Origin of the sequence: Streptomyces sp. NPDC020747 (assembly GCF_044334695.1) — a bacterium.
GTDB lineage: Bacteria > Actinomycetota > Actinomycetes > Streptomycetales > Streptomycetaceae > Streptomyces.
The window spans coordinates 1-7,628 of sequence record NZ_JBIRTJ010000046.1; the positions used below are offsets into that span (position 1 = coordinate 1).

The 7,628-nt window shown below is 70.6% G+C and carries 3 protein-coding genes and 1 pseudogene; 1 reads left to right on the forward strand and 3 read right to left on the reverse strand.

Annotated features, from left to right (window positions below):
- Positions 1-1,922 (reverse strand): maltotransferase domain-containing protein (locus ACH4YP_RS47945; protein WP_398497915.1); only part of this gene is annotated, 1,922 nt, incomplete at its 3' end.
- A gap of 128 nt (positions 1,923-2,050) precedes the next feature.
- Entirely contained in the window at positions 2,051-2,362 is a 312-nt protein-coding gene (locus tag ACH4YP_RS47950) for a DUF5133 domain-containing protein (RefSeq protein ID WP_398497919.1), read from the reverse strand.
- Positions 2,363-2,665: 303 nt separating this feature from the next.
- On the opposite strand from ACH4YP_RS47950, the pseudogene ACH4YP_RS47955 reads away from it, so the two are divergent.
- A pseudogene (locus ACH4YP_RS47955) lies at positions 2,666-3,151 on the forward strand (pep a2); the annotation flags it as partial.
- A 179-nt stretch (positions 3,152-3,330) separates the two neighbouring features.
- Here ACH4YP_RS47955 and ACH4YP_RS47960 read toward each other — a convergent pair.
- Entirely contained in the window at positions 3,331-7,194 is a 3,864-nt protein-coding gene (locus tag ACH4YP_RS47960; protein WP_398497917.1) for a helix-turn-helix domain-containing protein, read from the reverse strand.
- Positions 7,195-7,628 lie beyond the last annotated feature (434 nt).

Consider the following 7,628-nt stretch of genomic DNA (forward strand, 5'->3'; position numbering starts at 1 on the left):
TCGCGCACCGGGAACGACTCGTGCCAGTCGAGGCCGAGTCGTGGCATGTCCAACGAGACCGTGGCCTCCTGGGTGTGGTGAGGGTCGAGGTTCACCACCACCAGAACCGTGTCGGACTCGTCGTGCTTGCTGTACGCGATCACCGCGTCGTTGTCGGTGTCGTGGAAGTGGAGATTCCTGAGCCGGCGCAGTGCGCTGTGCTGCCGTCTGATCCGGTTCAGGGAACCGATGAGAGGCGCGATGGAGCGTCCGTCACGCTCGGCCGACTCCCAGTCCCGGGGCCGCAGCTGGTATTTCTCCGAGTCGAGATAGTCCTCACCGCCAGCCCTGAACGGAGTGTTCTCGCACAGCTCGTATCCGGCGTACATTCCCCAGGCCGGCGAAAGAGTCGCCGCCAGAACGGCCCGTACTTCGAAAGCCGGCCGGCCGCCGTGCTGGAGGTACCCGGGCAGGATGTCGGGAGTGTTCACGAAGAAGTTGGGACGCATGTACGCGGCGACATCGGCACTGGAGAGTTCGGTGAGGTATTCGGTCAGTTCGGCCTTGGTGTTGCGCCACGTGAAGTAGGTGTACGACTGCTGGAAACCGACGCGTGCCAGGGCATGCATGATCTCCGGGCGGGTGAACGCCTCGGCCAGGAAGACGACATCGGGGTCTGTGCGGTTGATGTCCGCGATCACCTGCTCCCAGAACACCACCGGCTTTGTGTGCGGATTGTCCACGCGGAAGATCCGTACACCGTGGCTCATCCAGAACCGCAGAATCCGCCCGGTCTCGGCGACCAGCCCCGGCATGTCCTTGTCGAAGGCGATCGGATAGATGTCCTGGTACTTCTTCGGCGGGTTCTCGGCGTACGCGATCGTGCCGTCCGAGCGGTGGTGGAACCACTCCGGGTGCTTCTCCACCCACGGATGGTCCGGCGAGCACTGGAGCGCGAAGTCCAGGGCGACTTCGAGACCCAGCTCCGCCGCGGTACGCACGAATGCGTTGAAGTCGTCGATCGTGCCCAGATCCGGGTGGACGGCGTCGTGCCCGCCCTCCGGCGAGCCGATCGCCCAGGGGACCCCGACATCCTGACGGCCTGCCGACAGATTGTTGTTGGGGCCTTTGCGGAAGGTCGTGCCGATGGGGTGGACCGGTGGCAGGTACACCACGTCGAAGCCCATCTCCGCGATCGCCGGCAGCCGTCGCGCGGCGGTCCTGAAGGTGCCGGTGACCGGCGGCTTGCCGTCCTCGACCACCGCGCCCTCCGAGCGCGGGAAGAACTCGTACCAGGAGCCGTACAGCGCCCGCTCCCGCTCCACCAGCAAGGGCAGCGGGGCCGATCGGGAGACCCGTTCCCGCAGCGGGTGGTCGGCCAGCGCCGTGTCCACGTCCGGGGTCAGGGCGGCGGCGAGGCGGGCGATCGGTGGCCGGGCCTCGTCGCGCAGAGCGTCCACGGCGGTCAGTACCGCCGCTCGCCCCGCCTCCTGCGGGACTCCGGAGGCGGCCCGCTCGTACAGTTCGGCGCCCTCCTCCAGGACCAGCCCGACATCGATGCCCGCCGGAATCTTGATGCCGGCGGCCCGGCGCCAGGTGGTCACGGGGTCGGACCAGGCCTCCACCCAGTAGACCCAGTCGCCCACCGCTCCGGGGGTGACGTCGGCGCCCCAGCGGTCGGTGCCGGGGGCCAGTTCGCGCATCGGGGTCCAGGGGCCCGTACGGCCCTGTGGATCACGCAGGACCACGTTCGCGGCGACCGCGTCGTGGCCCTCGCCGAAGACGGTGGCGGTGACCTGGAAGGTTTCACCCGGGACCGCTTTCGCCGGACGGGTGCCGCGGTCGACGGCCGGTCGGACATCCACCACAGGGACGCGTCCGATCGGGGCGATGGGCACGCGGCCAACAGGGGGGACACGGCCGTCGGCCGGGTTGTCGGTCATGGATCTCACCTCCGTCGTCTTCTGCGAACTTCTGCGCCTACTTCGCTGTGCTCGCGTTCTTCGCCGCACTCGCTGTTGTCGCCGTTCTCGCGCCCGGTCCGAGCCGGGCAGCAGCGTCGGAGACCCCGTTACGCCACAGGGCTTGCCGCGAGACCGTCGGACCGGCCGGACCGGCCGGACTTGGCGGAGCGCCTGCCGTCGGCCGGGCCGCCGTTGGCCCGTTTCCGGCGGCGGGCGCCCGGCCCGACCGCCAGATAACGCTCGGCGGCGTGCACGGCCTCCCGCGCGCAGCGTTTGCCCATCAGCACGCACAGCGTGTAGCCCGTGTCCTCGAAATTGCCCCGCGCCGCACGGTCGGCGGGGGCCGCGAGCATCATGCGTTCCCAGGCTCGGTACAGCTCCAGATGCCTGGCGACCTCGGTTTTGGCAGGCAGCAGCATTTCACTGGTCACCTTCCGCTCCCTCGAATGCGCACGGTTCGCCCGGATCGTGCGTGAAGCCCGTGCACGGAGAGGCATCGACCGACTACAGCGGCCGACGCCCTCACCCATGGTGCACGCGACGACACTCAACGTCCTGTTGTCGCTTCAACTACATCGGGCGCTCGCTCGTGTTGCACGAATGGAGTACCGCTCCCACTCTGGGACTTACTCAGGAGCGATCACCGCTCACGCTTCGTGTTCGGGGCTCGGCCCGCAGGGGCGAGGAGAAGCAAGAGCTTCGCCGGTGAGGAGCCAACGACGATGAAGACCGTAGTGCCCTGCTACTACCACCTCGACGTGGAAGTCAGTCCGGAGCGGGTCGACCAGGTCAGGCGCATTCTGGCCGCCCATCTCCGGCACTGGAACCTTGAGAACCTCGTCGAGCCCGTCTGCCACTGCGCCGATGTGCTGCTCCGCTCGATCGGGGAGCACGCGGCCGACAAGAACACCACCATCGAGATGTGGTGGAACGGCCAGCACCTCATCACCGCCGTCGCCGACAGCGACGGCGGGTTCCACCCGGAGTCCGCCACACCCGGCTGCCTGGCCCGCATCGCCGCGCTGAGCGACGGCTGGGGCTGTTGCGGCACGGACACCGGCGGAAAGATCGTCTGGTTCTCGCGCCGGGCACGCGCCATCGAGCGTGCCCCGCTGGTCCCGGCCGGCCCCGCGCCCAGTCTGCGCGAGGCCCGGCGGGCGCCCCGCGAGCTGCCCGTACCGGCGATGGCGATCTCCACGCCCGTGGGTTCGTTCGCGGACGAGGCCGCCGCGATGGCCTTCGGTCAGCTCCGAATCTCCGTGGAGAACGCCGCACCGGCCCGTCACCGCTCAGGCGGTCGGGACCGGTGGCGTTCCTCGCCGGGGTCCGCCGACAGCCCGTTGCCCATCAGGTTTCCCTGACAGGAGAGGGGAGCCCGGCGGTCCGGCTAGGTACTCGGGCAACTCCGTCTGTAGGCGACGTCCTGGACGTAGCGGTCCCAGTCGTCCCGCGACAGCCCGGTGGTCACGCGACGGCAGACGGTCCGCGCCGCACGGTCCGGGGTGATCCCGTACGTCTGCAAGGGGGCGTGGTCCCCTGCGGCGTAGAGGCTGCCGCCGTCGGGGCCGAACGCCAGGGCGCGGACGGTGTCGCCCGGTGTGGTGAGCGGGGATCCGACCCGTCGGCGGGAGGGGACGTCCCAGAGCTGCAGGGTGCCCTCGTCACCCGCGACGGCGAGCGTGCGGCCGTCGGGGGAGAAGGCCAGGGCCGACACGTACTGGTAGGTGGTCGTGTCCGGGTCGGCGAGGACACCGAGCCGTCGGGCCAGCCGCCCGTCCCAGAGGACGACCCGGCCGGAGCCGTCACCGACGGCCAGATGATCACCGTCGGGGCTGAACGCCAGAGCGGTCGACTTGCCCGGGCTTCTGACGGACGGCAGCCGGGTGCCCGCGGGCATGCGGTACGCTTGCCCGCGCTCGGTGACGAGCAGGTCGCCGTCGGGATGAGGGGTCACCGCACCGACGGAGCCCGGGAGTGCGCCGACGACGGTCCGGCGGCGGAGGTCCCAGACGCGGGTTGCTTCGGACACGGACCCGGGCAGCGGGGAGAGGAGCAGCGACCGGTCGCCGGCGCCGAAGGAGATGTCCGACAGCGCCTCGGCGCCGACTTCGTCGGCGCCGAGGGTGGTGGTGACGCGTCGCCGCGGAATGTCGTAGAGGGACACCTTGGTCGTGGGGGGACCAGACGCGAAGTCCACCACGCCGTAGGCGAGTTCCTTGCCGGTGGAATCGACGGCGAGCAGGGCATCGCAGCCTCCGAACGCCGCATCTTCCGACGGGGCTGGGCACGGCAGACGCGGAGGTTCGGCCAGCAGTCGCCCCGTACGAACGTCGACCACGCGGAACCGAAGGTGCTTCCCGTCCTCGTCGACGGCGGCGACGGCAAGAGTCCTGCCGTCCGGGCCGAACTCGACGGCCAGGGCGGCGGAGGGCTCCCAGCGGGTGTTCACCGCGCTGCCCACGTTCAGCGTGTGGACGGCCGGTCCCCATGAGCCCTCCGGGCCGCCGAGGTACCGGACGATGCCGGCCTCGGTGTCCACCCTGATCTCCTGGACGGTCTCACCGGCCAACTGGTGCCGTACGACCGGGAAGTCGGGTGAGTCCATCCGCCAGACCAGGATCTCCTCGCCGTCCGACGCCACCAGGAACGAGCCGTCCGCACTGAGTCGAGCGACCTTCAGACCGGGATACGTGACCGCGGGAAGCTCCTTGCCCGACGCGACCTCCCATGCCCGGAATCCGGTGGCGTCGATCAGCCCCAGATACCGGCCGTCGGGCGTGAACTCGATCCGTTCCTTGACGCACTGCTCGACGGTCGCCCTGGGCAGCCAGGGCGCGGGCAGGCGGCGCTTCTCGGTGACATCCCACAACTCGAAGCGTTCGCCCGGGAGGCACAGGGCCAGCAGACGGTCGTCCGCGCTGACCGTGGCATCCGTGAAGGCGGGGTCGTCCGTCAGAGCCGTACCCCGGCCGTCCTTCTGCTGCCGGTTCTTGTGTGCGGTGAGCCTCGCCCACTCCACTTCGGAACCGGTCGCCCCGTCCGCCTTCGTGTCCGTGTCGCGTGCGATCTCCAGGAGCTTTTGCCGGGACCGGGCGTCCCAGAGTTGTACCCGGCGCTCGGATCCCTCTGCGTGGTAGACGAGGAGGCTGCGACCACTTGTCCCCATCTCGACGCCGCCGTCGGCGACGCCCAGCGGTTTCCCCTCGCGACGCCCCGTGGCGAGGTTTCGCAGCGCGACCCTTTCCCCGTCGAACTCGGGGATCCACGACGCGTCCGCCCGGACGAACCCCACGTCCTTCGCCGCGTCGCCGAGCCCTGGCCAGGTGGCCGTACGCCGTCCCGCCCCCACGTCCCACCGGGTCACCTGATCGGTTCCGACGCTGAGCAGCGTGCGGCCGTCGGCGCTGAGATACCGCATCGTCTCGTCGGTGCCGTCGGGATCGGTGAACACGGCCTCGTTCCGCTGCGCCGCGGCTCCGAGCAGCGCGGAGCGCGTCTCGGGAAGGTCGGCGACGCGCCACGCGGCGAGGCTGAGCCGCATCGCCGTGACCGGGTCGGACAGGCGCAGACTCTCCGCGACTCCGACGAGCCGACGGGCCTCCGCCTCGATCCGCCGCCGCTCGCCGGACCGGCTCTCCTGCCAGGCGACGAGTGCCGCGACGAGGCTGAGCACCACGAGGACGGACACGACGACCGTACGATTCCTGCGGCCTCGCTGTTCACCCCGGCGGGCGTCGAGACCGGCGGCGAGGAACTCCCGTTCCAGCGGGGTGAGATCGTCCGTGGCGCCGAACTGCTCCTCGGCGGTGGACAGTCGCACACCCCGGTAGAGGGAGCCCGCGTCCCGTCCGAGGTCCTGCCAGGTGGCCGCCGCCTCGGTGAGCCGGTGCTGGGACCTGAGCCGCTCGCGGTCCTCGTCGATCCAGGTACGCAGCCGGGGCCACGCGGTGAGGACGGCCTCGTGGGCGAGGTCGACGGTGTCCTCGTCGAGCGTGATGAGGCGCGCGCGGGCGAGTCGTTCGAGTACGACATCCGTGTCGGCGTCGGTGTCCGGGTCCGTGTCGGCGTCCGTACCGCCGCCCAGCGCGGTGAGTTCCGTGCGCCGGGTCGGACGGCGTGTGTCCCCGGTGCCCTGACCCGGGCTCACCAGGCGGAGCAGGATGCGACGGGCGGCGTCGGCCTGCGGGCCGTTGAGGCTTTCGTAGAGTTCCTCGGCCGTGCGGGCGATCGCCCCGTGGAGGCCTCCCGCGGCGTCGTACGCGGCCTCGCCCAGCGCTCTGCCCCGGCGCCTGCGCCAGGTTTCAAGCAGGGCGTGGGACATGAGGGGCAGGCCACCGGGCTCGTCCTGGATCTCGGCGATGATCCGCGAGGTCAGCGTCCGTTCGACGATCAGACCCCCGAGTGCGGCCGGTCTCACGATCGTCTCACGCAGCTCTTCCGTGCTCATGGGAGCCACCAGGAGCGTCGCCTCCTGTGCGGCCTGCGCGAGCCGCCGGTACCGGGCGCAGTGTCCGTAGAAGTCGGCGCGGACCGCGACGACGACGCGAATGCCGTGATCGGGGCGGACGGCGGTGAACAGCAGGTCGAGGAAGCCTTTCCGTTCGGCGGGATCGGCGCAGAGGGTGAAGAGTTCCTCGAACTGGTCCACCACGACGACGGTTCCGGAGCGGGTGGTGCCCGGATCCAGGATGTCGGCGTGGGTGCGCGCCGGGTGCGGTCCAGGGGTGAGGATGCGGATCGTCGCGGGCCGGACGCGTGGCGGGTCGGTCTGCTGGAGGCGGGGGATGAGACCGGCGCGCAGCAGTGAGGACTTGCCGCTGCCGGACGGGCCCGTCAGGACGACGAAGTCCTTGTCCCCGACCAGGTCCACGAGTTGGCCGACGAGGTGGTCCCGGCCGAAGAAGCGATCGCTGTCGCTCGCCTCGAACCGGGCCAGACCGGGGTAGGGAGCCTCCGCGTCGTCGGCGGCGGCACGGCTCTCCTCGGCCGCGTCCTGGGCGGTTTGATGCCACCGCCGCTCCCACTCGTCGCGGTCCCCGCCGCACACCTCGACATAGGCGAGGGTCACCGGCAACGAGGCCAGCCGGTCTCCGGCCGCCGCCTGCGCGAGTGTGGCCGCGGAGTAGTGCGCCTGCCGAGCCATCGCGCGGTAGGTGATCCCACCTGCCTCCCGACGCAACTTCCGTAGCTCGTACGCGAATTGCGCGACAGGCCCGTCGGCAGGATCCAGTGGCCGCTCACGACGTCCCATCGCATCCCCCGTCGCCGTGTGCGTGTGTCGCCCCCGCACGCTACGAATCCGGGCGGCGTTGGGGAAAGAGGCATGGCGAGAACGCACCACTCGCGCCACGAAATTGTCTGAAGTGGCGACAGGGGACTGCCGGACAATGCCCCGACCGGGAAAGGTGAGGTCATGGCGGGCCGGTGCGATCCCCGTGGACGTACGGGGAAGTACGTGGGCGTACGGGGGAACACGGGGGAGCGTTCCACGATGCCGGCCCGCCGACGCCGGACGGGGGACAGCGCCGGGCGGGTGGCGTTCCGGGCGGCCGGGTCAGGGGGAAGCCCGGCCTTCCGGAACACCACGACGCGCTTCTAGTGCTGTGGCCGCGTTGGTTCGCCGGGTCGGCGGTCGTGGCGGTTGGATGTGCGGTGACGTCCGATCCGATCGCTGGAGGAGCGGTG

What these genes read in the sequence shown, in the direction of transcription:
- ACH4YP_RS47950 (WP_398497919.1), bottom strand. Translation starts at nt 2,362, where the DNA reads ATGCTGCTGCCTGCCAAAACCGAGGTCGCCAGGCATCTGGAGCTGTAC.
- ACH4YP_RS47960 (WP_398497917.1), bottom strand. Translation starts at nt 7,194, where the DNA reads ATGGGACGTCGTGAGCGGCCACTGGATCCTGCCGACGGGCCTGTCGCG.